25 protein-coding genes are annotated in these 22,852 nt (G+C 44.2%); 13 read left to right on the forward strand and 12 right to left on the reverse strand.

The genetic code is table 11. The annotated features are described in order from the left end of the window. The first annotated feature begins 25 nt into the window (after nucleotides 1-25). The 3 genes from QWZ07_RS11365 to QWZ07_RS11375 all read left to right on the forward strand — a co-directional run bounded on the left by QWZ07_RS11365 (nucleotide 26) and on the right by QWZ07_RS11375 (nucleotide 3,468). On the forward strand, nucleotides 26-1,642 hold the full coding sequence (locus QWZ07_RS11365; RefSeq protein ID WP_192852736.1) for a methyl-accepting chemotaxis protein: 1,617 nt from the start codon (nucleotides 26-28) through the stop codon (nucleotides 1,640-1,642). 165 nt (nucleotides 1,643-1,807) lie between these two features. After that, the gene (locus QWZ07_RS11370; RefSeq protein WP_048664117.1) at nucleotides 1,808-2,506 is read left to right on the forward strand and encodes a TIGR01621 family pseudouridine synthase; all 699 of its coding nucleotides are present in this window, start codon (nucleotides 1,808-1,810) and stop codon (nucleotides 2,504-2,506) included. An 8-nt stretch (nucleotides 2,507-2,514) separates the two neighbouring features. Next, nucleotides 2,515-3,468, forward strand: coding sequence for a class I SAM-dependent methyltransferase (locus QWZ07_RS11375; protein ID WP_192852737.1), 954 nt, complete (start codon nucleotides 2,515-2,517; stop codon nucleotides 3,466-3,468). A gap of 78 nt (nucleotides 3,469-3,546) precedes the next feature. On the opposite strand, the gene QWZ07_RS11380 is transcribed toward QWZ07_RS11375, so the two are convergent. From QWZ07_RS11380 to QWZ07_RS11400, 5 genes are all read right to left on the reverse strand, one after another. After that, nucleotides 3,547-4,167, reverse strand: a complete 621-nt coding sequence (locus QWZ07_RS11380) for a CDP-alcohol phosphatidyltransferase family protein (protein WP_065103813.1) — start codon at nucleotides 4,165-4,167, stop codon at nucleotides 3,547-3,549. Continuing rightward, nucleotides 4,157-4,807 (reverse strand): ATP-binding cassette domain-containing protein, encoded by a 651-nt coding sequence (locus tag QWZ07_RS11385; protein ID WP_192852738.1) that lies wholly within the window; start codon nucleotides 4,805-4,807, stop codon nucleotides 4,157-4,159. Before QWZ07_RS11385 ends, QWZ07_RS11380 begins: the two co-directional genes overlap by 11 nt. Then, nucleotides 4,773-6,473 (reverse strand): ABC transporter permease, encoded by a 1,701-nt coding sequence (locus tag QWZ07_RS11390; protein WP_192852739.1) that lies wholly within the window; start codon nucleotides 6,471-6,473, stop codon nucleotides 4,773-4,775. The genes QWZ07_RS11385 and QWZ07_RS11390 overlap by 35 nt, the downstream gene beginning before the upstream one ends. A gap of 5 nt (nucleotides 6,474-6,478) precedes the next feature. Continuing rightward, the gene (locus QWZ07_RS11395) at nucleotides 6,479-7,645 is read right to left on the reverse strand and encodes an ABC transporter substrate-binding protein (protein WP_102485150.1); all 1,167 of its coding nucleotides are present in this window, start codon (nucleotides 7,643-7,645) and stop codon (nucleotides 6,479-6,481) included. 314 nt (nucleotides 7,646-7,959) lie between these two features. After that, the gene (locus tag QWZ07_RS11400; protein WP_065103809.1) at nucleotides 7,960-8,406 is read right to left on the reverse strand and encodes an META domain-containing protein; all 447 of its coding nucleotides are present in this window, start codon (nucleotides 8,404-8,406) and stop codon (nucleotides 7,960-7,962) included. Between the two features lie 190 nt (nucleotides 8,407-8,596). Here QWZ07_RS11400 and QWZ07_RS11405 point away from each other — a divergent pair, with 190 nt between their 5' ends. Both QWZ07_RS11405 and QWZ07_RS11410 read left to right on the forward strand, forming a co-directional pair. Then, nucleotides 8,597-8,857, forward strand: a complete 261-nt coding sequence (locus QWZ07_RS11405; RefSeq protein WP_017109882.1) for a DUF1289 domain-containing protein — start codon at nucleotides 8,597-8,599, stop codon at nucleotides 8,855-8,857. A 109-nt stretch (nucleotides 8,858-8,966) separates the two neighbouring features. Further along, complete coding sequence (locus tag QWZ07_RS11410) at nucleotides 8,967-9,134, forward strand: hypothetical protein (protein ID WP_162929981.1); 168 nt, start codon at nucleotides 8,967-8,969, stop codon at nucleotides 9,132-9,134. 74 nt (nucleotides 9,135-9,208) lie between these two features. Here QWZ07_RS11410 and QWZ07_RS11415 read toward each other — a convergent pair whose 3' ends face one another. The 3 genes from QWZ07_RS11415 to QWZ07_RS11425 form a co-directional block, all read right to left on the reverse strand. Next, complete coding sequence (locus QWZ07_RS11415) at nucleotides 9,209-9,511, reverse strand: thiamine-binding protein (RefSeq protein WP_032501079.1); 303 nt, start codon at nucleotides 9,509-9,511, stop codon at nucleotides 9,209-9,211. 132 nt (nucleotides 9,512-9,643) lie between these two features. Continuing rightward, on the reverse strand, nucleotides 9,644-9,865 hold the full coding sequence (locus QWZ07_RS11420; protein WP_017105698.1) for a hypothetical protein: 222 nt from the start codon (nucleotides 9,863-9,865) through the stop codon (nucleotides 9,644-9,646). A gap of 251 nt (nucleotides 9,866-10,116) precedes the next feature. Next, nucleotides 10,117-11,355 (reverse strand): DEAD/DEAH box helicase, encoded by a 1,239-nt coding sequence (locus QWZ07_RS11425; RefSeq protein WP_192852740.1) that lies wholly within the window; start codon nucleotides 11,353-11,355, stop codon nucleotides 10,117-10,119. A gap of 249 nt (nucleotides 11,356-11,604) precedes the next feature. Here QWZ07_RS11425 and QWZ07_RS11430 point away from each other — a divergent pair, with 249 nt between their 5' ends. Both QWZ07_RS11430 and QWZ07_RS11435 read left to right on the forward strand, forming a co-directional pair. Further along, the gene (locus tag QWZ07_RS11430; RefSeq protein ID WP_017105700.1) at nucleotides 11,605-12,231 is read left to right on the forward strand and encodes a LysE family translocator; all 627 of its coding nucleotides are present in this window, start codon (nucleotides 11,605-11,607) and stop codon (nucleotides 12,229-12,231) included. Nucleotides 12,232-12,449: 218 nt separating this feature from the next. After that, entirely contained in the window at nucleotides 12,450-12,806 is a 357-nt protein-coding gene (locus QWZ07_RS11435) for a hypothetical protein (RefSeq protein ID WP_017109877.1), read from the forward strand. Between the two features lie 156 nt (nucleotides 12,807-12,962). On the opposite strand, the gene QWZ07_RS11440 is transcribed toward QWZ07_RS11435, so the two are convergent. Continuing rightward, nucleotides 12,963-14,087, reverse strand: coding sequence for a M14 family metallopeptidase (locus tag QWZ07_RS11440; RefSeq protein WP_102384151.1), 1,125 nt, complete (start codon nucleotides 14,085-14,087; stop codon nucleotides 12,963-12,965). A gap of 152 nt (nucleotides 14,088-14,239) precedes the next feature. Next, the gene (locus QWZ07_RS11445; protein WP_192852741.1) at nucleotides 14,240-14,515 is read right to left on the reverse strand and encodes a nitrogenase-stabilizing/protective protein NifW; all 276 of its coding nucleotides are present in this window, start codon (nucleotides 14,513-14,515) and stop codon (nucleotides 14,240-14,242) included. A 195-nt stretch (nucleotides 14,516-14,710) separates the two neighbouring features. Between QWZ07_RS11445 and QWZ07_RS11450 the strand changes: the two genes are divergently transcribed. After that, on the forward strand, nucleotides 14,711-14,923 hold the full coding sequence (locus QWZ07_RS11450) for a TIGR02450 family Trp-rich protein (protein ID WP_102339480.1): 213 nt from the start codon (nucleotides 14,711-14,713) through the stop codon (nucleotides 14,921-14,923). A gap of 53 nt (nucleotides 14,924-14,976) precedes the next feature. On the opposite strand, the gene QWZ07_RS11455 is transcribed toward QWZ07_RS11450, so the two are convergent. Then, nucleotides 14,977-15,714 (reverse strand): HAD-IIB family hydrolase, encoded by a 738-nt coding sequence (locus QWZ07_RS11455; RefSeq protein ID WP_102362475.1) that lies wholly within the window; start codon nucleotides 15,712-15,714, stop codon nucleotides 14,977-14,979. 781 nt (nucleotides 15,715-16,495) lie between these two features. On the opposite strand from QWZ07_RS11455, the gene proV reads away from it, so the two are divergent. Genes proV through proX form a run of 3 tightly spaced genes read left to right on the forward strand, consistent with a single transcriptional unit; the run spans nucleotide 16,496 to nucleotide 19,781 of the window. After that, on the forward strand, nucleotides 16,496-17,683 hold the full coding sequence (gene proV / locus QWZ07_RS11460; protein WP_192852742.1) for a glycine betaine/L-proline ABC transporter ATP-binding protein ProV: 1,188 nt from the start codon (nucleotides 16,496-16,498) through the stop codon (nucleotides 17,681-17,683). Between the two features lie 3 nt (nucleotides 17,684-17,686). Beyond that, nucleotides 17,687-18,781, forward strand: coding sequence for a glycine betaine/L-proline ABC transporter permease ProW (gene proW / locus QWZ07_RS11465; protein WP_192852743.1), 1,095 nt, complete (start codon nucleotides 17,687-17,689; stop codon nucleotides 18,779-18,781). Next, on the forward strand, nucleotides 18,774-19,781 hold the full coding sequence (gene proX / locus QWZ07_RS11470; RefSeq protein WP_192852744.1) for a glycine betaine/L-proline ABC transporter substrate-binding protein ProX: 1,008 nt from the start codon (nucleotides 18,774-18,776) through the stop codon (nucleotides 19,779-19,781). Before proW ends, proX begins: the two co-directional genes overlap by 8 nt. A 233-nt stretch (nucleotides 19,782-20,014) precedes the next feature. On the opposite strand, the gene QWZ07_RS11475 is transcribed toward proX, so the two are convergent. Beyond that, the gene (locus tag QWZ07_RS11475) at nucleotides 20,015-20,389 is read right to left on the reverse strand and encodes a YybH family protein (RefSeq protein WP_029223405.1); all 375 of its coding nucleotides are present in this window, start codon (nucleotides 20,387-20,389) and stop codon (nucleotides 20,015-20,017) included. Between the two features lie 142 nt (nucleotides 20,390-20,531). Here QWZ07_RS11475 and QWZ07_RS11480 point away from each other — a divergent pair, with 142 nt between their 5' ends. Next, nucleotides 20,532-21,398 carry a LysR family transcriptional regulator gene (locus QWZ07_RS11480; RefSeq protein WP_192852745.1) on the forward strand — a complete coding sequence of 289 codons (867 nt, stop codon included), beginning with the start codon at nucleotides 20,532-20,534 and terminating at the stop codon, nucleotides 21,396-21,398. Between the two features lie 188 nt (nucleotides 21,399-21,586). Next, complete coding sequence (locus QWZ07_RS11485) at nucleotides 21,587-22,834, forward strand: paraquat-inducible protein A (RefSeq protein WP_192852746.1); 1,248 nt, start codon at nucleotides 21,587-21,589, stop codon at nucleotides 22,832-22,834. Nucleotides 22,835-22,852: the final 18 nt, after the last annotated feature.

The raw sequence follows: 22,852 nt of genomic DNA on the forward strand, positions 1-22,852 counted from the left end.
CCTGTATTTTTTAGGTAGGTGTTGTGTGAAATTGTCAGTGAGAAAGAAACTGTATGCCGGTTTTGGCTCTATATTGGCGGTGCTTGTCACGTTAGTCAGTATTGTATGGATAGAAGTGATTGGGGCTCACAAGAGCGCTGATGAAATTAGAATGGACGATGTGCCGGGTACGGTGACTTACCTTGTTCTGATAGATGAAGCAGGAGACGTCTACCGAGATGCATTAGGTGCGATTATTCAGGTCGACAATGCACTCAATGATTACCGCTCGAATAAGAACGAGTTTGCTCAAGCCATCGCAGAAGCAAAACGTTTGGAGAGTCGAGGCTCAGAAGACCATCGTCGTGTTCAGCGAATCGAAGAGCTAATGGGACGCTTTACTCAAGAGTTTGAATCGAGGCTTGTACCTAAGATCAACGATGAATCTGCGCTGTTATCGAATATCCAGCAGCTTCGTTCTTTGTATGAGAGCAACCTAATCCCAGTTGAAAACTTACTGGATCAAGCATCAGCAAGTGAGCGTGCTGATACAGAGCAATCACTGCTTGTATTAACCGAGTCGTTTACCACGATTGAACGTACCATTATGGTGTTGTCTGGCATTGCGATTGTATTTGGTAGTGTGATTGCGTATGTATTGTCTAGCTCTATCACTAACCGTTTAACTCGCGTTGAACAAGTAGCGCGACGTGTGGCAAATGGTGACTTAACGGCAGGTGATATCGTTGATGATTCTGGTGATGAACTGGCTGATTTAGCTCAGTCGATCAACCAGATGCAGAAATCATTGGTGGATCTATTGGGTTCTATCTCTTCTGTGACCAACCAAGTTCAATCGGTTACCGGAGAACTGTCGTCGATTAGTCATGACATCGTTTCTGGTGCGTCGGCACAAGCGGATAAAGCGAATCTGATTGCAACAGCAGCGGAAGAGCTAAGTTTGACGATCTCTGAAGTGGCTCAGCAGGGCACCTCTACTTATGAAGAAGCTCGACGTTCTGAGTCTTCAGCAGAAGATGGCCGTAATGTGATTGTAGAGATGGTGGCAAGCATTCAACAAGTCTCTGCTCAAATGAGTGACATGTCGGTACAGATGAACACGCTAGGTTCGCATGGTGAACAAATTGGTAGCGTGATTAAAGTGATCGAAGACATTGCTGAGCAAACCAACCTGTTGGCTTTGAATGCGGCGATTGAAGCGGCACGTGCTGGTGAGTTTGGACGTGGTTTTGCCGTGGTAGCTGACGAAGTAAGAGCGTTGGCTGAAAGAACCACCAAAGCAACGCAAGAGGTGTCTGGTATCATCCAATCGATTCAGTCTGGTACTCAAGAAGCTGTGACTTACACTCAAGACAACTGTCGTTTAGTTGAAATTGGTGTAGAGCAAAGTACAGGGGCAGTATCGGCTCTAGAAGCAATTGTTAGCGGTGCTGGCAATGTACAAAGCATGGTCAACTCTATCGCGACTGCGGCAGAAGAACAGACGGCTGTGACCAAAGAAATTGCTGCGGATATTACCGCGATCAGTGATATCTCAGAGCAATCCTTGCAACTAGCGACTCGCAGTTCTGAAAATACGTTGGGCTTGAACGCCAAGGTTGCTGAACTAGAAGCATTAGTCGGTAAGTTCAAGCTTGCTTAGTACTTAGTTCGTATTCGATAGGGGCTAAAAGCCTATTACCGAAAGCGAATAATTAAAAAGAAGCCCAATGATTCAATGTTTATTGAGTTAGTTGGGCTTTTTCGTAGCTGGAATCTGGGTTCAGACACGGTATACTCCACGCTCTACAATGGAGCTAGCCTTTACATGTTCGACATTCTTCTGAACCATTCAGATTTTTTACTCATTAATAAGCACCCAGGAGTCAGCGTCCACAAAGACGATGGTGACACCATGCTGCTGCAAGAAGTCGCTAATGCGCTTAATGAGCCGAAGTTATATCTCGTTCACCGCCTCGATAAAATGACCTCAGGTATTCTGCTGTTAGCAAAGAATGCCTCGGCAGCGAGTGAGCTTTCACAGCTGTTCGCAAAGCGTGAAGTAGAGAAGTACTACCTTGCGATTGGTTCGAAGAAGCCAAAGAAAAAGCAGGGGTTGATCTCAGGTGATATGGAGCGTTCACGACGCTCAAGTTGGAAGCTTCTGACAAGTAAAGAAAATCCAGCGATTACCCAGTTTTTATCTGCAACCGCTGAACCCGGTGAGCGTCTGCTGTTATGCAAACCCTATACGGGGCGCACACACCAGATTCGTGTTGCGATGAAGTCGATCGGTTCAGCCATTGTTGGTGACCCTATTTATAATCCATCGAGTGAGGCTGACAGAGGATATCTGCATGCTTTCGCGATTCGATTTACCTATCAATCACAAGCCTACGAATATGTCTGCGACCCAAGGAACCTCGATTCCTTAGGTGAGAAGTGGCATCAAGAGACCGTGTCTGCAGGTTTAGACAGTTGGCTTGAACCTTGGTCATTAACTTGGCCGAAGCTAAATACTAAGTGAGTGAAATAATGGAAGCATCAGCTTTACCTCTGTTTTTTAGTCATATTGAACAGCAACTTAATGAAGTGCCGAATGAACTGCGTCGTATCTTTCACGGTCGCGGTAAGTTTTGGCCTGGTCTAGAGCAACTGACATGTGATTGGGTTGATGGACAGCTACTGGTTAACGTGTTTAAAGAAGTAGACGATGAGTTCTTGTCATCTCTTAAAGCTGGATTGGTTGACTTGACCAATAAAGACATCTGGCAATCAAAGCCGGGCACCAGCATTGTTCTGCAACACCGTTATGCCGATGGTGCGCCTTCAGAGGTTCTATGGGGTGAGTTAAATGACTCTCCGGTTGTGGTTGAGCACGGTCTTAAGTACCAATTAGACATTGGCCGCAACCAGAACTTTGGTCTGTTCCTAGATATGCGTAATGGTCGTCAGTGGGTACAAGACAATGCTAAGGATAAGAACGTTCTTAACCTGTTCGCATACACTTGTGGTTTCTCTGTCGCGGCTATTGCTGGTGGCGCTCGTCAATGCATGAACGTGGATATGTCTCGCGGTTCGTTGAATAAAGGTCGTGATAACCACCGTCTGAATGAGCACGACATGCGATCGGTTAACTTCCTTGGCTACGATATTTTTAAGTCGTGGGGAAAAATCAAGAAAGGCGGTCCATACGAGCTAGTGATCATCGATCCGCCGTCATTCCAAAAAGGCAGCTTCGCACTCACTAAAGATTACAAAAAGATCTTACGTCGTTTGCCTGAGCTTCTAACAGAAGGTGGTGAAGTGATCGCGTGTGTAAACTCACCAGCAGTATCACCAAACTTCCTAATTGAGACGATGGCAGAAGAAGCACCTAGCGTTGAGTTTATTGAGCGCCTAGACAACCCGCCTGAGTTTGTTGATGTCGATCTTGATTCGAGTCTCAAGGTACTGAGGTTTAAGATTAGCGCTGCTGCTGACGCTTAATTGATTCTAAACATCAGTTAGAAAAAACGCCGCTCATATTGAGCGGCGTTTTTGTATCTCGTTTTTGTCGTTAGATTGTTAACTCTCTTGCTGAGTCTTGAGGGTCTGGAACCCAAAATAAATACGCATAAACGTAGTCAGCCAGCAAGCTGCACCAAAGGTATAAGCGATAACGGCAAAGTGTTGCGGCCAAATACAAAAGGCAATGAAACAAGCAATGGTTTCTGTACCTTCGGTTAATCCCGACATGTAATAAAGAGACTTATGTTTATAGACTGGGTTTTCAATGCCTCGTTTGCCTGCCATCACCGCAAACGCTAAAAAGCTGCTGCCTGTGCCGATAAAAGAGAAGATCAAAAACGCACCGGCAATGGCGTTGTGCTCTGGGTTCGCAATCACAAAGCCAAAAGGAATTAACGAATAGAAAAGGAAATCTAGGCTGATATCGAGGAAGCCGCCCGCATCACTTATGCCTTGGATTCGAGCCAAAGCGCCATCAAGCCCGTCACACACTCGGTTGAATACAATGAAGCCTAACGCCCACTCATATTGTTGAAATGCTAAGGCAGGAAACGCTAAACAGCCGACCAAAAATCCAAATAGGGTGGTCTGATTGGCTGTGATACCGAATTGACTCAGTAACTTAGCTGATTGGTTTAATGGCCACTTAATGACCTTGATGGAGTACTTATCCAGCATGATGACTTCTCCATGGCCAAGACAGCACTTGCGCCCCTTGAGGTACATCAGCTTCGTCGTGCGTCACCATTAACGTAGGGATATTCGCTTTCGTCAATTGTTCAAACACCCAATCGCGAAATTGCGCTCTGAGCTCTTGGTCTAACTTACTGAACGGTTCGTCAAGCAGGGCGAGTTTAGGCTTTGCTAACAGCATACGAGTTAAGCTTATTCTTGCTCGTTGGCCACCGGATATCTGATCAGGGAAAGACTCTGCCAAGTGGGTCAGCTCAATGTCTTTTAATGCGGCCATCGCTTGTTGTTGGCGAGCGGAACCCTTAACTGAATTAGGCAGAGAGAACGCCAAGTTCTCCCATACTTTGAGGTGCGGAAACAGCAAGTCATCTTGAAAAAGAATACCGACTTCACGCTGATGTGAAGGTAGGTTATCCAGCTGAATATTGTTCAACACAACGGTACCAGAATACGAAAACTCTTCACTTAAGTGACCAGCAATCGCATCCAGTAAGGTCGACTTTCCGCAGCCACTCGGCCCCATCAAAGCAAGTATTTGGCCAGATTCTAATGTTACGTTTAGCGCTGAGAACAGCGAATCTCCATCGGTTTTACGGATGGCGAGGTCGTTGAGATGCAGACTCATTCGTTAGAAAACCTTTAAAAGTAAGACGGCGATATCTGAGTTGAAGTCGGCTGACTAATATCGCTAAAGAGAAAAAGAACAGAGGCAATAGGGCCTGCCAGATAGCATAAATTGCGGTTACCCTGCGGTCGAAACCACTGGTTAGGGCAACGGCTTCTGTGGTGATCGTGCTAATGCGACCTGCGCCGAGCATCAATGTCGGCAAGTACTGAGCCAAACTCACACTGATCCCGACCGCCCAAGCGAAGGCGATAGCAGGCAGCAATATCGGCAGCTTAATGGAGTACCAACTTTGAAATGGCGACTTTCCTAAACTGAGTGAAGCTTTTATTAGGCCGTCATTGAAGCTTTTCCAAGGGCCATCTAAAGATAAATACACAAATGGGAAGGCGAAGAATACGTGTGCCCAAATTACCCAGAACTCATAGGCGCTGCTGCCGATATAAAGCGTGGTTACTTGCATGCCGAACAACACCGAGAGTTGAGGTATCAACATTGGGATAGCGATAATGAAGCCCGGAACTTGCCACTTGTATTTGATTCTGTATTCGTGAGCAACCAGCGCAAGCAACAAAGCGACTGAAGCCGCAATCAGACCAATCCATAAGCTTTGCCCGACGGTGCTCATGATGCCATCCCACTCAAATTCCCAAAAACGCATGCTGTAGCGACTTGGAAGTAAATCAGGGAAACGCCAACGTTGGGCGACGCTCCAAGTCCCCATTAGTGGAATGATCAGCAGTGACAATGCAGCAAGCACTGCGAAGATCGTTTTTCCTGGAAGGTTAGTACCTGTTCTGCCTGAGTATTGCCAAGTTCTAAAGTACTTCAGAATTGCCCATTCGATTAAACGCGCTAAGGCGATGATCAACGAAGCCAAACCAAATAAAACGATGGCGCCAGCGGCTGCTCGTGGCAATAAGTTAAGGTCTGGGTCGTTAAACCATTGCCATACCAAAACGGCAAAGGTCGGCGGGTTAGTTGGGCCAATGATCAAAGCAATATCGACAACCGACACGCTGTAAGCAAGCACGGCCAACATAGGGAAGCGAAGCTTGGTAAACCATTGTGGGAAAATACACTTCCACCAGATCTGAGCACGGCTATAACCCAGAGAGGCACTGACCTTAGTGATGCGTTCGACATCGATTTGTTGAAGTATCGATATGCTCATCAGCAACAAGAACGGGACTTCTTTGAGCGCCAACATGATGATGAGACCGAACGCGTAAGGGTCTTTGACCAACAAAGCTAATTCAGAACTGGTAGCCGATTCGCCGAGTATGTGGTGCACGGCTCTTGCGCTAAGCCCCGTTGGGCTAAATAGAAAAGCAAAGCCAATGGCGAAAGCAACATGCGGAATAGCAAGCATTGGCGATAGCGTTAACTCAATCTTTCTCCAAAACTTGTTTCCCCAAGATGCTTGAAGAATACAAAAAGTCAGGAAGCAGGCAATGTAGCTGCTGGCGATCGCTGAACCTAGGCTTAAGCCAATCGAGTGCCAAGCCCCTACCCATTGGAAGACTTGGTTAAAACCGTTGAGTGAGGGCTCCTCTAAACCTAGGGGCGGGATGAAACTCAGTGACGAGGCCACTACTCCCGCTACCCCAGGAATCGTAGGGATAATGCACACAGCTATAACAACCAAATATAGAGCGCGTAGCATGAAGTTTAGTTACCGTATCGCTTAAGCCACTCTTTCTCGAGCGCGTTTTGCCAGCTAGGGTGCGGTTCATCAATTGATTTAAATTGTTGGGTGTTTTTAGCGCTACCGGTTAAGTACTTGCTGCTCAACACTGAAGGATCGCCCCAAACATTAAGGTCGCCTTTGCGTGATTGTGCTTCAGGGCTCAACAAGAAGTTGATGGTTACCTGAGCGCCAGCACTTGCATTAGCATTCCAAGGAATCGCAAGGAAGTGGATGTTAGATAGAGCCCCGCTTTCTAATGCATAAGCCTTGGTGGTTTCCGCTAATCGGCCACTCGCTTGTGCTGAATACACAGAGTTTGGATTAAAGGTAATGGCTAAATCGAGCTGACCATCATCCAGAAGTTGGATACTTTCAGATGTGCCTGCTGGGAATTGTTTGCCACCACGCCATGCCACTTTATGGAATTTATCTAAGTAAGCCCACAGTGGTGCTGTAACTTCTTGGAAGTTGTCTTCTGAAACCGGCTTAGCAAGTGCAGGGTTGTTGTCTGTGAGCTCAATCAGTAGAGACTTGATGAAGCTGGTGCCGTGAAATTCAGGTGGGCGAGGGTAGCTTAAGCGGTTAGGGAAAGCTTGAGCGTAGCTCAACATCTCTGAGAAAGATTGTGGCGGATTGTGCAGCGTCTCTTGGTCATGGATAAACACAAGTTGCCCAACGCCCCATGGTGCTTCTAGGCCTTCTGTCGGTTCAGAGAAGTCGACATCAATCGGTAAAGACTTATCAACGTACTGCCAGTTTGGAAGTGATTCCGTGAATGGTCCAAACAACAGCGCGTTGTCTTTCATCGAACGGAAGTTTTCACCATTAATCCAAACGATATCGACACTGCCTTCACTGTTCTTGCCTGCCGCTTTTTCTGCAAGTAAGCGAGTGGTGGTTTCTGCAATATCGGTTACTTTGACATGCTTTAAGGTAACACCGTAGTCACTCTGTAACTTCTTGCCTGCCCATTGTAGGTAACGATTGATCTCTTGGCTTCCGCCCCAAGCGTGAAAGTAGACAGTTTCTCCCTCTGCCTGCTGTTCAATTTGGTTCCAGCTATCGGTTGATGTTGCTTCATCAGCATAAATGGTTGCGCTGTATGCAACGGTTGCCATGATTCCTAACGTACTTACTATCTTGTTCATAAACTTTTCCATTTGGTAGTGAACGGGCAAGAGCATTGTATTTTCGAACTCCCTAATAGTTATTCTATCTGTTTCTGAAATAATTTCTAATTCAATAGTAAATTCAATCAATTACTAGGAGCCTCTGCCATCCTAGCAACAGACCGTTGAAGCGGTGAATTAATTGCACCTAAATGAGGTTTTTTTGATATTTATTGGAGGTTGGTATGAAAAGCAGGCGATAAGTGGTGTTTTGAATGCATTGGGCTGTCGAGCAAGCAATAAAAAAGGAGCCATGAAGGCTCCTTGAATCGATATCTGTTTTCAATGACGGATTAGTTTACCCAGTCACGAATTGTGTACGTTAGTGTGTGTACATCGTTTTTAAGTACTAGCGTATCGTTTGTTAGGGTTACGTCGCTCCACTCGCTTAGAGTTGCTGAAACCGATTGTTCGATTTCCATCGCAGAGCCGTGACACATTTTCATTGTCATGCCCATTTGCTTGATACGGAATTGACCGTCTTTCAATTCGCCCTGACCAAAGAAGTTGTTACAACCAGCCATGCCGTTTGCAGTCAGCTTCTCGCCGATCTCTAGGCGAGGAGTCGCTTGATGTTCGCTTTTCTCAATGTCCTTGCCATCAATTTGCGCAAGTTCCCAATTATGGTGCTGTAGATCGGTTGGCGTTACTTGCATCGCGTTATCACCTGTTGTTGTGCATGCTGCTAACATCATAGGTAAAGCGGCTACTGCTAGTAATTTTTTTGAACTAAACTTCATATTATAAGGCTCCAAAGGAAAGAACGAAGTTACTGAATATGTGTAACTTGATGGGTTCAAAGTATAGTTTACAAAACACTATATGTGTCAGTATAAGGTCATAGTTTAGTATGGATTTAATCGGTCTGGCGACAAATTAATCGCTTATTTTTGAATTAGTAAGCTTAATTTCGATGTGTAAGGAGACAGGGTGGAGCAGTTAGAGTTTTTCCAAGTTCCAAGCCCTTGTGTTGGGGTTTGCTCAAGCGATGAAAAAGGCTATTGCCATGGCTGTATGCGCAAAAGAGAAGAGCGCTTTAATTGGATGTCGATGACATCTGCGGAGCAGTTGCATGTCATAAAATTATGCCGTCAGCGCTATAGAAGAAAAATAATGAAGCAAAACAACTTGGTTGGTAAGCCTGAAGAAGAAGAGGGAAACACAAGTCCCCAAAGAGATCTTTTCGGCTAAACAATAACTATTGAGTTTTTATTTAACTCCGAAGTAACTATTACTTTACATAATGGTTGGGGTGTAATATTAAAGTAGGTACCTTTGTACCAGAAGGAGTGGTGTCGGTATGAATAAAAAGGACGTGAAAATCAAAAAAAAACCAGTCAAAGCACTGGATAGAAAACCGATTGGGGCGAAAGATGACCCTGAAGGGAGTGCGCGTGATTGGCATTCGATGTCAGAAGAAGAGCGAATGGAAATCCTTTCTCACCTTTCGGACATGCCTTTTCAATAACATCACTGGTTCATCAGAGTCTTTCTCATTAGTCACATTTTCGTAAGCCAACAAGTTCTTAAATGAACGTCTTCTTAAACAAACATGTGATTCGCTTTCGTTACACCACGATGGTAGGTGCAAAATGTATCATCGGCCTCGGTGGTTTTACTATGAATCTTAATGTTGGTGATGACTTCGACAGCCCCTGCATCGTAACAAGCTTGCTCAGCCTTTTTAACGATCTCGAGTAATTGGTTGAGCTCACCTTTCATTGTGGTTTCCATCGCACCAATTTGAAAAGGGACATCAGCTGCTTTCACTACTTCAATCGCTTTATCAACCACTTCGAAATTGTTGCCTTCTTTAACGCGAGGGATCACTTGGAAGGCAACCATCACTTCTTTTTCTCTTTTTAACTCAGACACTTTCTGCTTACTCAATGAAGGAAAATTGTTGCAGATAATAGGTTAATGCGGAGATAAATTCTATAGCGGTTTTGCTGGCTTATTCGCTTATGAGCTTATAGCCTACTTACTACCCCAGTGGTCGCTAACCCAACCGCCTATGTGCTCATCGAAATGGCTGCCACTGAATCTGTGGTTGCGTTCAACAGAACAGTCACTCTCGTCTTTGTTATCTATTAGGGTTTGTATGTAGCTTGCCATCGGGTCATTGGAACATTGACGATCTCGGCGAGTTGCCACTTCCTTAATCAGTTGCAATCGATATGTAGAGCTAGCACGTTTCATTTCAATGACCTCCTGTTTTAGACACTAATAGAAAAATCTAGTTGCCAGATATAGGGGCGTCAACGTGATCAGAAAGTATTTTTTTTGAGCAACCAAGAATCAATACGTTGGCATCATAATTCATAAAAGTGTCATTTAATTTGGTGTGATTAAGCGGTCTTTTTCAGGTTTAGCTGGCAGTTTTTCTTTGAATAAAAAAGCCCAGTTAATACTGGGCTAATCGATTTTCTATGGTTATTTTGAAGAACTAGTTATCTCGAAGAATTTGGCTTGCTCTTAAATTGCTTAACACTCTTCTTTTTTGCCGTTCTGCGATTGGCCATTTTGTCCTTTGGTGGACGTTTCCTTGCGGTTGCTTCAGATGCGGGTTTATCAGTTACTGGAAACCCTTCTAATGACTGCAACGGAAGTGCTTTGTTGGTGAGAGTTCGAATGGCGTCTAAATGCTCAGTTTCACCGTGGCTCACAAGGGAAATTGCGAATCCAGTGCTTCCTGCTCTGGCTGTGCGTCCGACACGGTGTACGTAAGTGGCAGAGTGAGATGGCAAGTCAAAGTTAATTACTACAGGCAGTTGGTCTATATGTATGCCTCTAGCCATCACATCAGTTGCGATTAACACTCGTGTTTCACCATTTTTGAAACTTTCTAATGCTTGCGTTCTTTCTTCTTGGCTTTTGTTGCCGTGTAAAGCACTTACGCTAATTTTCGCCTTATTCAGTCGCTTGGTGAGCGCGTCAGCATTGTCTTTGGCACTGATGAAAACCAGTACCTGTGGCCACTGATGTTGGTTCAGTAATGCGATCAGCGCTTGAGGTTTACTTCCCTTATTCACTAGGTAGAGCGTTTCTTCAATGGCCGAAACGACACTGTTCTCTTGATGCGTCGTGATCTTTACTGGATTAGTAAGAAGCGCCTCGGCCTGACTAACCAGCTCTTTTGGCAACGTAGCCGAAAACAGCAGTGTTTGATGCTTTTTAGGAAGAGCAGAAATAATGGTTTGAATATCCGGCCAAAAACCCATGTCGAGTAAACGGTCTGCCTCATCAAGAACTAAAGACTCGCATTGGCTTAGCACTAGCTTGTTCTCTTGAATCACGGCAAGTAGGCGGCCAGGAGTTGCGATCACGAGTTGTGGCTTCTCTAACAATTGCTGTTGCTGACTATCGATATCAATTCCACCAGTCAGTGTCACCGTTTTGATATCAAGTGCGGTTGCGATGGGTTCTAGAGCTTTGGCTACTTGAGAGGCAAGCTCACGGGTTGGAACAATGATGACCGCTTGCAGTTCACGTATCGCAACATTGATGTTATTTAACACAGGTAAGCCAAACGCCAATGTTTTCCCGCTGCCTGTTTGGGCTAAGGCGAGAACGTCTTTGCCCGAAACAATATGGGGAATAGCCGATTGCTGCACCTCTGTAGGAGTCTGGAGGTGGGTGGGGATCGCAGCAAGAGTTTGAGCGTTTAGGGTTAGGCTATTAAATGACATAAATGAACCAAGTATCAAAAGGGAGGTGGAGTCTAACAGGGCTATAAATGTTAGAGAATGAGTTTTGCAGCGTTACAGGATAAACGGGCGAATTATACACGTTAAATTTAAGCGTTATCCATACAAGTGAACTAAGACAAGCATAAGCTAATAAACGTTTGGCATATTGTAATGGTGTTGAATGGACGTACAATACCCGCCCTAAAACGATCAAGAATGATTAGGAAGCGATAAGGAAATGAGAGCGAAATGAGTTGGGAAAGTATCTGGCTGTTTATTGTCATCGTGTTTTTTATTGCCATTATTCCGGGCCCAAATGCTCTGTTGGTATTGAGCACGGCTTTAACCCAAAGAAAGCTGTTTGCGTTTATCAACGTGTTGGGTGTGTCATGCGGGTTCTTTTTTCATGCGTTCGTTTCTGCAAATGGCATGAGCTTACTATTATCTCAGACCCCAATGGCGTTTGAAGGTCTTAAGTGGCTGGGCGTATTGTACTTAGTCTGGCTCGGTTATAATCACTTTCGAGCGGCACTGCGCGCTCAAGATGGCGTGCTTGCTGTGGTGAGTGCATCGGGAAGTAAGCTTTATCATCAGTTTGTGAAAGGGTTATTGACCAATTTACTCAACCCTAAAATTGTTCTGTTTTACCTATCAATATTCCCTCAGTTTGTTTCTACGAACAACATTGTATCCGACAGCTTAATGTTGGGCGCGATACAGGCGACAGTGGTTGCTACATGGTTTTTGGTTGTCATTCTGATGGCTGATACGTTTAAGAGGTTATTAACTCAAAAGCGCACTTCTCAATGGATGAACATTGTGTGCGGGTTGTTATTTGTTGGCTTCAGTATTCAATTGGCGCTGTTTCAGCTTTAGGGTTCATCGCTAACAATCGAGCTCCTAACATATCCGACTCACATCTCACTTTTTACTGAATGCTCAGCAATCCTTGTTTCTCTGCATAAATCTCTAAAGCATTAGCTCGTAAAGTCGATATAATAACCAGCTATCAATTTGGTGAATGTGTTCGTTCGAAAACCAATTGAAGCTAACGACTATTGCTTGACCGAGTAAACAGAGACAGGGAGTCACAGATGAGTGAAGAGTCATTCACCCAGAAACGCAAATATTACCGCTTGAAGTACCCAAAAAAGGCACGTCCAGTGATGCGAATTAAGGATGAGCTTTTTCATGTCAGTGAAGTGTCTGAAAAGGGTGTGCGCTTGATGATGCGTAACATCATTCCTGTTTATCGAGGTTTCTCAATGGCAGGCAGCTTAAGATTGCACGATAACAACACCATTGATATTAGTGGTGCAGTGCTGCGACAAGAAGGTGATGAAGTGATTGTTCAGTTGTTACAAGGACCAAGCTTCAAAGATATGGTGTCAGAACAAAGACACATTAGGCAAAGATACCCGGTGTTTTTTGCTAGCCTCAGAGTGGCATAGAAAGTTTTTAAAGTTAGATGTCTTAAAGCTCAATTCACGCATTCAAAGCTGATATTAAAAAGCCCAGCACTTTCACAAGTGCTGGGCTTTGCTATATGTGTAAGCAAACTAACTGATACGGACGAACTAAGTAGCTTAGTCTGTCTATGGTTCGTTTTATAGCTCGTCTACTGTTGCCCAAACCGCTGCTAGCATGTCGTGACCAAATGCAACGCTACGCTCTGGAGACCAACCGTACAGTTCGTCAGCGTGGCTGATGTGATCTTTAAATGGCATCTCTACGGTGTAAGCCAAACATTTGAACTGCTCGCTGATCCAGTTTGTGCCAACCGTCATATTCGCTTTGCCTGGCTCGTCTTTATCGTAACCAAATTCATCTTGGAACTCTGGCGTGATAGTCAGAAGCGCTTGCTTGAAGTGATTCTCTAGTTTTGCAATGCGTTCGTTGTATGAAGGCGTGCCTTCGCTACCCGCGACAAAGTTATACGGGATTGCTTCGTCGCCGTGAATGTCTAGACATAGGTCAACGCCCGTTTCTAGCATGCGCTCGCGAACAAGGAATACTTCTGGGCTGCGTTCCATAGAAGGTGATTGCCATTCACGGTTCAGGTTAACGCCAATCGCGTTAGTACGTAAGTGACCGCGGATGCTGCCATCTGGGTTCATGTTAGGCACAACACGGAATACAACGCTGTCTAGCAGTGAGCGGCCTACTGTGTCTGTCTCATCGAGTAGACGTTGAAGCAAGCCTTCGATTAGCCATTCAGCCATGGTCTCGCCAGGGTGTTGGCGACCAATAACCCAGATGTTTTTCTTCTCTTCACTTGGCTCACCGATAGTTAGCAAAGTGATGTCATTGTTGTCTAATGTGTGACCCAGAGTTTCTAGCTTACAAGCAGGGTGCGTTTGAGCACTGTGCAGAAGATCTTGATGACGATCGTATGAGTACGGCGCGAAGTACGCGAAGTACATTGAATCGTGTTCAGGAATGATGTCGAAACTTAGTGTGTCGCCATCGAACTGAGATGGGATACGGAACCATTCTTCACGGTCATAAGATGCAACCACATCGTAATCTTTCCAGCCTTCAGGATAAGCAGAAGTTGCCAATTGACCGATTTCAAAGTGATGAGCTTGTTGAGCTTCACTCTCTAAACGGAAGTGGAACCACTGAGATATTTCAGTCTGGTTGTCTGCTGGGATCGTCAGTTGAATGTTTTGTGGTGAATCTGCTGAAACGACGTGAATGTTGCCGCTTTCGAAGTTGCTGAAAATTTTCATTGTAGTTTTTATCTCGTAGTTGAGTTGCCGTAAGATTAGCACACTTTTTTTCGAGCAAACCACTAACTAAATCGTAATGAGATGTTATTTCAGCTATCTGTTTTTTCGCTGCCTACTTTTAAATCGTCAGCTGTTTAACTGTTAACTTTGAGCTATCGACGCTGGCAAGTAGTACAGCCACGACAGGCTGATCGTGTGTAGCGATCCAGCTTACTGCGTTGCACCTTACAATAGGCATTTTTCAGCGCTCTTCTTCCAGAAAACCAATCATCCGGTTTTGACAGGATCAGATAACCATTGAAGCGCTTCACAAGCTCTATTCTATTTTGGTCGATGAACTTGCTATCAAATCCAATTTCAAAGTAATCAAGCACTTGTTCAATCGAAGTGAAACTCGCTATTTTTTGTTGGAATTCTGTTTGGTTCATGGGGAGTTAGTCTTTGAAATGGGAGTAACTATTGTACCGAGTCAAAGACTTGTTTTATTGACTTTAGTTATGACTTATCCAGATTCTAGTTATGACTTATCCAGATTCTAGTTGTGGGCTTTTTAACTTGAAGTGATCCTTTTAACTTTCTGAGGCTTATAGATAAAACATCAATAAACTGTGCAGGAAAAAATCATGAATCGAATCAATCCAAGGAAGTTACTTCGTAGTAAATGGACCGCGGTTAGCCCGGTAAAGAAGGAGAAACACTTCATGATTACTGAGGTTGAATTCGAAGAAGGGGAGGTGATTCGTTGCTTAATAGAAGCGGTGATGACCAAACGAGAGGAAGCCATCAATTGGCGGGATTTGACCGACAAAGATCATTGGCTTCCTGGTTGGAAATAAAGGTGTGAAGTCAGCACCTGAAGTAAGGACAAGAAAGCCCAGATCTGCCAGTTTTAACTGCCAGATACCGTGCGTAATTGCCAGTACTTGAGCCCCTCTAACACACCCTCAGCGTGTGTTGCTCTGCTGGTATACACGTTGTCTCTATCCGATAGGTGGGCAACCTCAGGGTAATGATTAGCCACCAAGATCGAGTTTACGCCCTCTATCGTCAACATAGAGGTGTCGTTGGCAGAATCACCCGCTACGCACACTTCATCAACGCTCAAATCATGTTGTTTGAGCAGGTGATGAATCGCAGTCGCTTTGTTGACACCCTTCGGTGTGATGTCCAAATACCAATCGTGAGAGTAGGTGAGGTGTACATCCAATCCGTGTGACTTCAAGCTCGATTCGATCAGCTCGTGTTGAGGCTTAGACAGTTTTCCTTCAAAGGTAATCTTGCAGTCGCCTTGATGGTTATCTAAGCGTTCTCCCATGAAATCGAGTGGCGCAAGTGCTGACTCGACCTTTGATTTGTTCCACGACGCTTCTAATTGGTTATGCCAAATATGATCGGGCTTTTGGGAGTGGTCGTGGTGAATTCTGGTGCCCACATCGCTGATAATACTGTGTGGTTTCGGGTAGTTATCCGACGCTAAACCCACCCTAATAGAGGGTAGAGTTCTTCCCGTCGCAATGATAAATCGGATATCAGATTGCTCAGTTAAGTAGTCAAATAATTGATTAACCCCATGAGATGAACCTCCATCAAGCGTCCCATCAAAGTCACATACCAACATTTTTATCATTTGAATTCCCTGTTCTTTTCTCTAATCATCACGGAAAGAATATCCATTTCTTCTATAAAGAATGGCTCAGCAATGAGCACTCTACAAGTTGTCTTTTGGCTTAGGTAATCGACATTCAATAGTTTGCAGCAAGCGTCACAGTCGGCGTTATGTTCTGGATATTAAAGATAATTCTATCAATCGAAACTGTGCTTAATTGGGTTCAATTTTAACAGTTGTTTCTACTTTTTTTGGTAATTTTTCGTCCCTTCTATTCGTTTGATTTGTAATTTTGAATGCCTCTCTTTCCTCGTTGATTTCATGCAGAACCCTCGTGTTATACAGACAAAGGCTCAGGGGGTATTTGACCTTCGTAACAGAGCCAATCACCAGTTTGTAAATGACACCAAAATCGGCGTCAAATAGTTTGTATTCGAATTATTTGTGCACGAACTATTTGTACGTATTCGTGGTCTATTTAGCTTATTAATTGTTCTGATGTGAAATAAATATTCAATAATCTATCAGTAAGTAATACATAATATTGCAGATGATGTCATCGATTTAAAGTCTTTTATTATCAGTATTTTGCTATAATTTCGCTTGAAATTTAACCTTTGTTTTGGTTGGTGGTTTAGTGGTTTTATTCCATATTTACAGAACGCGACCCCTTGATTTACAGGGTTTAATTGCTTAGAGTGCTAATCGTTTTTCGGGTTTAAATAACCATTTTAAAGCTTAAACAACCGTTTTTAAGTTTAAATAACTATTAGTTTAAATAACTAAGAAAGGATTAGATTACATGGATCCCATACTGGAAGTTAAGGGACTGTACAAGGTGTTTGGTGAAGACACCGACCGTGCTTTTACAATGATTAATGAAGGTGCGAACAAAGATAAAGTTTTCGAAGAAACAGGTTTAACGATCGGCGTTAACGATGTTTCTCTTAGTATTCAAGAAGGCGAGATTTTCGTAATAATGGGACTGTCAGGATCTGGCAAATCAACCCTAGTACGCCTTCTTAACCGCTTGATTGAACCTACCAAAGGTAATGTGCTTCTTCGAGGCAAAGACATTGCCCATATCTCAGAAGATGAACTCCGCGAAGTCCGTCGCAACAACATCTCTATGGTTTTCCAAAACTTCGCATTGATGCCTCACATGACAGTGATTGAAAACGCTGCGTTTGGTCTTGAGTTAGCGGGTGTTGAAGTCGATAAGCGAAAACAGTCAGCATTTGAAGCGTTAGAGCGAGTAGGTCTTGGCGCGTATTCGGAATCTTACCCAGATGAGTTGTCTGGTGGTATGAAGCAGCGTGTAGGTTTGGCTCGTGCTCTAGCTTGCGACCCCGATATTCTGTTGATGGACGAAGCATTTTCTGCGCTCGATCCTTTGATTCGTACTGAAATGCAAGACGAGCTAATTCGTCTTCAAAATGACGATAAACGAACGATTGTTTTCATCTCGCATGATTTGGATGAAGCGATGCGTATCGGTGATCGAATTGCGATTATGCAAAATGGCGAAGTGGTTCAAGTGGGTACTCCTGACGAGATCTTAAATAACCCAGCGAACGACTACGTTGAAGCCTTTTTCCGTGGTGTGAACGTAGCAAGTGTGCTTACTGTGAAAGACATTGCACGTAAGAAGCCAGCTGCGGTATTTAAGAAGTCAGAGCATGACGGCCCAGCTTCCGCCCTACAAATCTTGATGGATAACGACCGCGAATACGGCATCGTTGTTGAGAAGAGCAGTCACTACTCAGGCATTGTGTCTATCGAGTCCCTTCGTAAAGCCCATAAAGAGAACAAATCATTAGTTAGCGCACAGCTAGCTGATGGCTTAACTCTCAATCCAGATTTACCAATCAATGATGTACTTGGCCTTGTGGGTGGCGTGCCTTATTCCGTTCCTGTTGTGGACGATAAAGGTAATTACTTCGGCGTTGTGACGAAATCACGACTGCTACAAACATTGGATAAGGGATAGATCATGTCGTCGGAACAAACAAATAATGACCCATGGTCGCAATCGGCTCCTGCAGCTCAACCTGCAAGTGATCCTTGGGGCCAAGCCGCTGATACTTCACCATCTGCAGATTGGTTAAGTAGCGAAACCATAGAAACCATTCCTTTTGATCCACTTAATCCTTTTGCAGAAGCCGTTCTGCCTGTTGATACTTGGGTTGAGTCTGGATTGAATTGGCTAGTTGAACACGGACGCCCGTTATTTCAGGCAATACGTGTGCCTATCGATTTCATTTTGAGTTCATTTGAAACGGCATTGGTGTCTACACCAGCTCCGTTCATGTTGATCATCTTGTTTCTCGTCGCATGGCAGTTTTCAAATCTGAAGCTTGGTGTGGCTACTGCAGTATCGTTGACATTCATTGGCTTGATTGGCGCTTGGTCTGAAGCGATGACCACACTTTCACTGGTTATGACGTCGGTCTTCTTCTGCCTGTTGATTGGTTTACCCATGGGGATATGGCTCGCCCGCAGCAATACGGCGGCTAAATTCGTGCGCCCAATTCTCGACGCAATGCAAACGACGCCAGCCTTCGTTTACCTCGTACCCATCGTAATGTTGTTTGGTATCGGTAACGTTCCGGGCGTCGTGGTAACCATCATATTCGCATTGCCGCCAGTGGTACGTTTAACCATCTTGGGTATTCAGCAGGTACCGGAAGATTTGATCGAAGCGGGTCACTCATTCGGCGCAAGCAAAAAGCAGATGCTATATCGAATTCAACTGCCATTGGCATTGCCAACCATTATGGCAGGCGTAAACCAAACACTAATGTTGTCGCTATCTATGGTGGTTATCGCATCAATGATCGCGGTAGGCGGTTTAGGTCAAATGGTACTGAGAGGTATCGGCCGTTTAGATATGGGGCTGGCCGCTGTTGGTGGTCTAGGCATTGTTATTTTGGCAATCCTACTTGACCGCATTACCCAAGTTCTCGGGGTAAATGCAGGTAATACAAAATTACGCTGGTATCACATGGGGCCTGTTTCCCTTGTGCTAAAAGCTTTAAATCGCGGTAAACAATCAGAACTACAACTAAGGAAAAACACCAATGAATAATTCATGGAAGAGCAAACTAGCCGTTAGCATCGTTTCGACACTGGCTGTATCAACGAACGTGTGGGCAGCAAGCTTGCCAGGTGAAGGTGTACCAGTTCAGCCTGTTCAATCTTCAGTTGCTGAAGAAACGTTCCAAACACTGATTGTTAACCGTGCTCTAGAAGAGCTTGGCTACGATGTGAAATCAACACAAGAAGTGGACTACAACGTAGCTTACACCTCAATTGCAAAAGGTGATGCAACGTTCTTGACCGTAGGTTGGTTCCCACTACACGCTGATAAATACAAAATGGCAGGTGGCGATGACAAATTCTACCGCGAAGGTCAATATGTTAGTGGTGCCGCTCAAGGTTACCTAATTGATAAGAAAACGGCAGAAAAGTACAACATCACTAATATTGGTCAGTTAACCGATCCAAAAATTGCGAAGCTGTTTGACGCAGACGGTGATGGTAAAGCAGACCTAACAGGCTGTAACCCAGGTTGGGGCTGTGAAATGGTTATCGAACACCAACTATCGGCATTCAAACTGGACGATACGGTAACTCATAACCAAGGTAACTATGCGGCGATTATTGCCGACACAATTTCACGTTACCAAAAGGGTGAATCAATCCTTTACTACACGTGGACACCATACTGGGTGAGTGGCGTATTGGTTCCTAACGAAGATGTAGTATGGCTAGAAGTTCCGTTCTCTTCACTACCAGGTGAGCGTTCGAATGTTGATACTACTTTGTCTAATGGTAAAAACTACGGCTTCGAAATGAACTCAATGCGCATTATTGCGAATAAAGAGTTTGCTAAGAACAACCCATCAGCGGCTAAACTTTTCGAAATCATCAAACTTAACATCAATGATGTAAGTGCTCAGAACATGATGATGAGCAAAGGTAAAAACAGCTCTGCGGATATCGAAGCACACGTTAACGGTTGGATTAAAGCGAATCAAAATACGTTTGATGCTTGGATTGCTGAAGCAAAGCAAGCTTCACTATAACGGTTACTCACACTTGTTCTAGCTAGACTAACACTTTGATTGGATACTATGAGCGTGTTTAGTGATTGTGTAGATTTACTAAGTTGCTTTCAAATAAAGTGATAAGGCGACAAGAGTGAACATTAAAAAGCCAGCAGTCCAATTTGGATTGTTGGCTTTTTGTTTTCTGTATCTATTCTTGAGCTTCTAGCTTCTAGCTTCTAGCTTCTAGCTTCTAGCTTCTAGTTATAGCTCTAGCGTTCGCCTTGAACTTCAAAATCGTCACTTACTAGACGAGCGCAGCCATCGGCTTCTAAAGCCCAGTGTTCACGATGCACAACACCAAACGCTTTGTTCATTGTCCAGCTTGCCGTCAGAATGTAGCCGCCTTCTGGGTGTTCCTCCCACTTAACATCGGTGTAATCAACGTCTTTGAAGCCTTGGTCGATGATGTTTTGCCAAAACGCTTGAATTGCTTCACGACCTTCAAAGGTACCAAATGGGCGAGCTTCCATCACACACGTTTCAGTGTACTGATCTGCACAACCTTTTGCATCTTGGCTGTTGAATGCTTTCTGCCATGCGTTAATGCCTTGCTTACATGCTTCTAATACTTGGTTGTTTAACATTGCTTTTCTCCATAGCAGTCTTCTTTCAAACACTGCGTCTTTGATTTGGGTGTCTCGATAAGTTGGATTAAGTTTAGCCTTGGAAATTGAATTGAAAAACAGAGATAATAGAAAATACTGTATGTAAAAAGAGAACAATGGAATGAGTAAGCTAAAGCAGATGTCGATTTTCGCTCACATCGTAGAGCAGGGTTCAGTATCAGCCGCGGCTGAAAAGCTTGAGTTGTCTAAGTCCGTCGTCAGTCAGCACCTCAAAATTTTGGAACAAGAGTTAGGGGCTTCACTTCTTAAGCGCACAACACGCAGACAAACTCTGACTAGTATGGGTGAACGTTTTTATTTGAGTTGCAAAGACATTAACGTGATTGCTGACTCGGCTTGGGATATGGCCAAAGCTGAGCTAGAAGAGCCACAAGGTCGAATTCGAATTACAGCTCCGAATGCGCTGATGGATTTATTGGTCGCGCCTGTTGTTGCAGACTTGATGAAGCAATACCCGAAGTTAAAACCAGAGCTGATCAGCGATGATCAGCACTTAAATTTCATGGAGCACGATATTGATCTCGCAGTACGAGTGGGCAGTTCTCGTGACAGTAACCTAAAGCAGAAACGCTTGGGTGAGTTTAAAGATGTGTTGTGTGGTGTTGAAAGCATGCGAAGTCGTGAGCTTGAATCTATTCCTTATATCGCTAACTCATGGCAAGGAAAACAAGTGACTCATCACTTTAGTTCTCAAAGCGAACAAGACTTTGTCTACCAACAACAAGCCAGTTGTACCACTAACTCATTTCATAGCTGCCTTGCCTTAATCAAATCAGGCGTTGGCATCGGTGTGATTCCAGACTTCTACCTTCATCAGCTATCCGATGAGGTGGTCGACATCATGCCAAGTTTTCAATTACCCACTAACACGGTTTATGCGTTGAACCCATTTGCTTCGAACACACCTATCGCCATTAAACTTTGTATTCAAGCGTTGGAAGAGAAGTTGAAACAGAGTTTTGTTTAATTGGTGTGAGGCTTTCATCTGAATACCCCGTCTATTCTGAAGGGATGGCCACCAGTCATCTCCTCTCTATCTCTCATTTCTACCTTATCGTGTTCGTTTAATTGTGTAGATATTGGCGAAAAATCAAACCCTTACTTATAGTTAATCTTAGTGTCTAGTTGCTTATCAAACGCCAAGAGGTTTAATTATTGTCTGATCTTTGTACCAAATCATGCATCGAGTGTGGGTTAGTCAGTCAGTTCCGTGAATTAGCTCCGGGAAGTGAGGCATCGTGCCCTCGCTGTAAACATACTTTATGCAGTATTGGAGCAAGTAAAGGGCAGGGTGTGATGGCTTTCGCATCGGCCAGTTTGATAACGTTGGTGATGAGCCTGATCTTCCCTTATATGTCTTTTAGTGTGCAAGGTATCAGTCAACAAATAACCTTGTATCAAGCCGTCGAAATGATGAACCGCCTCGATAATACTTCGATTGCCGCTCTATTGTTTCTCGCGGTTATCTTCCTTCCTGCTTATTTTCTTATTAGTGTTATCTGGTTTTATGCATTAACAGAAAGGAAATCAAAACACGCTTACGCGCCGAGCCGTTTGGCTATCTTTGTATTAAAAACGTTGAGTTGGGTTAAGCCGTGGTTGATGGTGGATGTATTTTTGATTGGTGTTCTCGTCAGTTTGATTAAAATTTCCGCTTTAGCCGATGTCTCTATGGGCATCTCTTTTTGGGCATTTGCTATCTACGCCATGTTAGTGGTTAAGACAATGTCATTAGTCGATTTTGATTGGATTTGGGATAAGTTAATACCACTCAAAGCTTTGAATAGCGACACCGCTGGTGGCCTTTTTCAACAGCATGATCATTTGGTCTGTCATGTTTGCGGGCAAGTCCACCTCTATGATGACAACTTAACTCAATGTTCTCGTTGTCATGTTCATCTGCATCGATTTAATCCAACCAAAAACCTTCAGATAGTCTGGGCTCTATTGTTCACAGCCATCATTTTCTATATCCCAGCAAACCTATACCCAATGATGTATACGTCTGCGTTCGGAACGAGTGAAGGTTCAACCATTATTGAGGGGGTGATCATATTGTGGAACATGGGCTCATACCCTGTCGCTATGGTCATTCTTCTTGCGAGTGTGTTTATTCCAATGGCCAAAATGGTCGCCTTGGCTTATTTGTATTGGAACGCCAAAAGGGTTGAAGGACTTCCACCGCATGAGGCAAATCGTTTTCTCAAAATATACCGTGTCACTGAGTTCATTGGCCGTTGGTCGATGATAGATATTTTCGTTGTCGCTATCTTGGTCGCGTTGGTTCAACTCGACGGGGTCATGGCCATTTACCCGGGGCCAGCAGCGTTGTCTTTCGCATCGGTAGTCATCTTTACCATGTTGTCAGCGATGATTTTCGATTCTCGAATTATATGGAAGTAATCTCCCCTAAGAGGTGTG

This window comes from Vibrio lentus, assembly GCF_030409755.1.
Taxonomy (GTDB): domain Bacteria; phylum Pseudomonadota; class Gammaproteobacteria; order Enterobacterales; family Vibrionaceae; genus Vibrio; species Vibrio lentus.

Coding starts and splice junctions, on each gene's coding strand:
- QWZ07_RS11480 (WP_192852745.1), top strand. CDS start 20,532: ATGAGTAAGCTAAAGCAGATGTCGATTTTCGCTCACATCGTAGAGCAG.
- QWZ07_RS11430 (WP_017105700.1), top strand. CDS start 11,605: ATGAGTTGGGAAAGTATCTGGCTGTTTATTGTCATCGTGTTTTTTATT.
- QWZ07_RS11395 (WP_102485150.1), bottom strand. CDS start 7,645: ATGAACAAGATAGTAAGTACGTTAGGAATCATGGCAACCGTTGCATAC.
- QWZ07_RS11440 (WP_102384151.1), bottom strand. CDS start 14,087: ATGAAAATTTTCAGCAACTTCGAAAGCGGCAACATTCACGTCGTTTCA.
- QWZ07_RS11410 (WP_162929981.1), top strand. CDS start 8,967: ATGAATAAAAAGGACGTGAAAATCAAAAAAAAACCAGTCAAAGCACTG.
- QWZ07_RS11450 (WP_102339480.1), top strand. CDS start 14,711: ATGAATCGAATCAATCCAAGGAAGTTACTTCGTAGTAAATGGACCGCG.
- proX (WP_192852744.1), top strand. CDS start 18,774: ATGAATAATTCATGGAAGAGCAAACTAGCCGTTAGCATCGTTTCGACA.
- QWZ07_RS11400 (WP_065103809.1), bottom strand. CDS start 8,406: ATGAAGTTTAGTTCAAAAAAATTACTAGCAGTAGCCGCTTTACCTATG.
- QWZ07_RS11375 (WP_192852737.1), top strand. CDS start 2,515: ATGGAAGCATCAGCTTTACCTCTGTTTTTTAGTCATATTGAACAGCAA.
- QWZ07_RS11385 (WP_192852738.1), bottom strand. CDS start 4,807: ATGAGTCTGCATCTCAACGACCTCGCCATCCGTAAAACCGATGGAGAT.
- QWZ07_RS11420 (WP_017105698.1), bottom strand. CDS start 9,865: ATGAAACGTGCTAGCTCTACATATCGATTGCAACTGATTAAGGAAGTG.
- QWZ07_RS11445 (WP_192852741.1), bottom strand. CDS start 14,515: ATGAACCAAACAGAATTCCAACAAAAAATAGCGAGTTTCACTTCGATT.
- QWZ07_RS11475 (WP_029223405.1), bottom strand. CDS start 20,389: ATGTTAAACAACCAAGTATTAGAAGCATGTAAGCAAGGCATTAACGCA.
- QWZ07_RS11380 (WP_065103813.1), bottom strand. CDS start 4,167: ATGCTGGATAAGTACTCCATCAAGGTCATTAAGTGGCCATTAAACCAA.
- QWZ07_RS11435 (WP_017109877.1), top strand. CDS start 12,450: ATGAGTGAAGAGTCATTCACCCAGAAACGCAAATATTACCGCTTGAAG.
- QWZ07_RS11455 (WP_102362475.1), bottom strand. CDS start 15,714: ATGATAAAAATGTTGGTATGTGACTTTGATGGGACGCTTGATGGAGGT.
- QWZ07_RS11390 (WP_192852739.1), bottom strand. CDS start 6,473: ATGCTACGCGCTCTATATTTGGTTGTTATAGCTGTGTGCATTATCCCT.
- QWZ07_RS11370 (WP_048664117.1), top strand. CDS start 1,808: ATGTTCGACATTCTTCTGAACCATTCAGATTTTTTACTCATTAATAAG.
- QWZ07_RS11415 (WP_032501079.1), bottom strand. CDS start 9,511: ATGGTTGCCTTCCAAGTGATCCCTCGCGTTAAAGAAGGCAACAATTTC.
- proW (WP_192852743.1), top strand. CDS start 17,687: ATGTCGTCGGAACAAACAAATAATGACCCATGGTCGCAATCGGCTCCT.
- QWZ07_RS11425 (WP_192852740.1), bottom strand. CDS start 11,355: ATGTCATTTAATAGCCTAACCCTAAACGCTCAAACTCTTGCTGCGATC.
- proV (WP_192852742.1), top strand. CDS start 16,496: ATGGATCCCATACTGGAAGTTAAGGGACTGTACAAGGTGTTTGGTGAA.